Annotated in this window: 1 protein-coding gene; it reads right to left on the bottom strand. The window is 34.1% G+C overall.

Annotated elements, in window-relative coordinates; translation table 11 throughout:
• A partial coding sequence (locus AC1DPQ_RS28655) for a PIN domain-containing protein (protein WP_477611700.1) occupies positions 1–819 on the bottom strand: 819 nt, incomplete at its 3' end.
• Between the last annotated feature and the right edge of the window lie 241 nt (positions 820–1,060).

Below are 1,060 nucleotides of genomic sequence, written 5' to 3'. Positions count from 1 at the left end.
GATTTTGACATCGATCTTGGCCGATTCGCTTGCAAAGGAGATAACATTAAAATCAATGATTTTAACGGTTACACTTTCTGGATCTAGCTCAATTTCCGGATCTATCCAGAGATCGTCGATTGTAATTTCATTATCTGAAATAACGTCTTTTAAATAAGAAACGATAAGATCATTTTTACCTTCTACAGCTGTTTTTAGTGATGTCATGAATACTGAATCGTATTCTGTGTGGATAAAATCAACGAATTTCGCTATAGAATCAAAAAATCTAATGTCGGGATATTGTGCTGCAAATTTTTTCCAATCTGCGTCCTGGCTGATCAGGCAAGTACTCGCTAAATTATCACCATATTCATCTATAAAGGCGTTTAATATAAATGCATCAGGAAATTCTTTTCGCTTATTTCCTTCGCCAAATGGTGGCTTTATATTAAAATAATCATTTATAATCTTGTTGTTATCTACCTTGGCTATATCAAGTTCTTCGTAAATAATGCTATCAAAATAATCATCGATCCTTTTTTTGCGTTCATTAAATAAGTCGTCTTTGAACTTAGTAGGATCAGACAATAAAGAGGAAATTAAACCCAAATCATTTTGCACCAATCTGTCTAAATCCTTATTTAAACTTTCCAATTTGTTAACAGACTTCGCTATCGTTTCTTTCAGATGCGATTCCATCTCTTTTTTTAGAATGTCACTCCCAACAACAGTTGTTTTCTGTTCATCACTGAGTTTTTTAAGAGAGTCAAAGATATCTCCTTTAAAGGATAAGCGTAACGCTTCGTAAGCTGAGGTGTCAATTAGAACTGAGAACATTGTTAATATATTTGGTGATTTTTCAAATGTACAATTTTGGATCTGATCACAAAGTTATTTTCGTTTTTTAGCGAAGGAGTTGTCACTGCTGCCTAATACTACAGCGCTTTTTTCAGTCCAACCTTTCCAATATTGGATACCCCCTGTTTTTTCCTAGCCAATTTTGGAAATCAAATTCAAAACATCATGGAAACAACCGTATTGGAATTCTTTCCTGCTTTGGAAGCAGGGCATGATCCTA

The sequence above is a fragment of the Pedobacter sp. 01T416_2 genome, from assembly GCF_056398925.1.
This window is presented reverse-complemented; position numbering and strand designations above follow the sequence as displayed.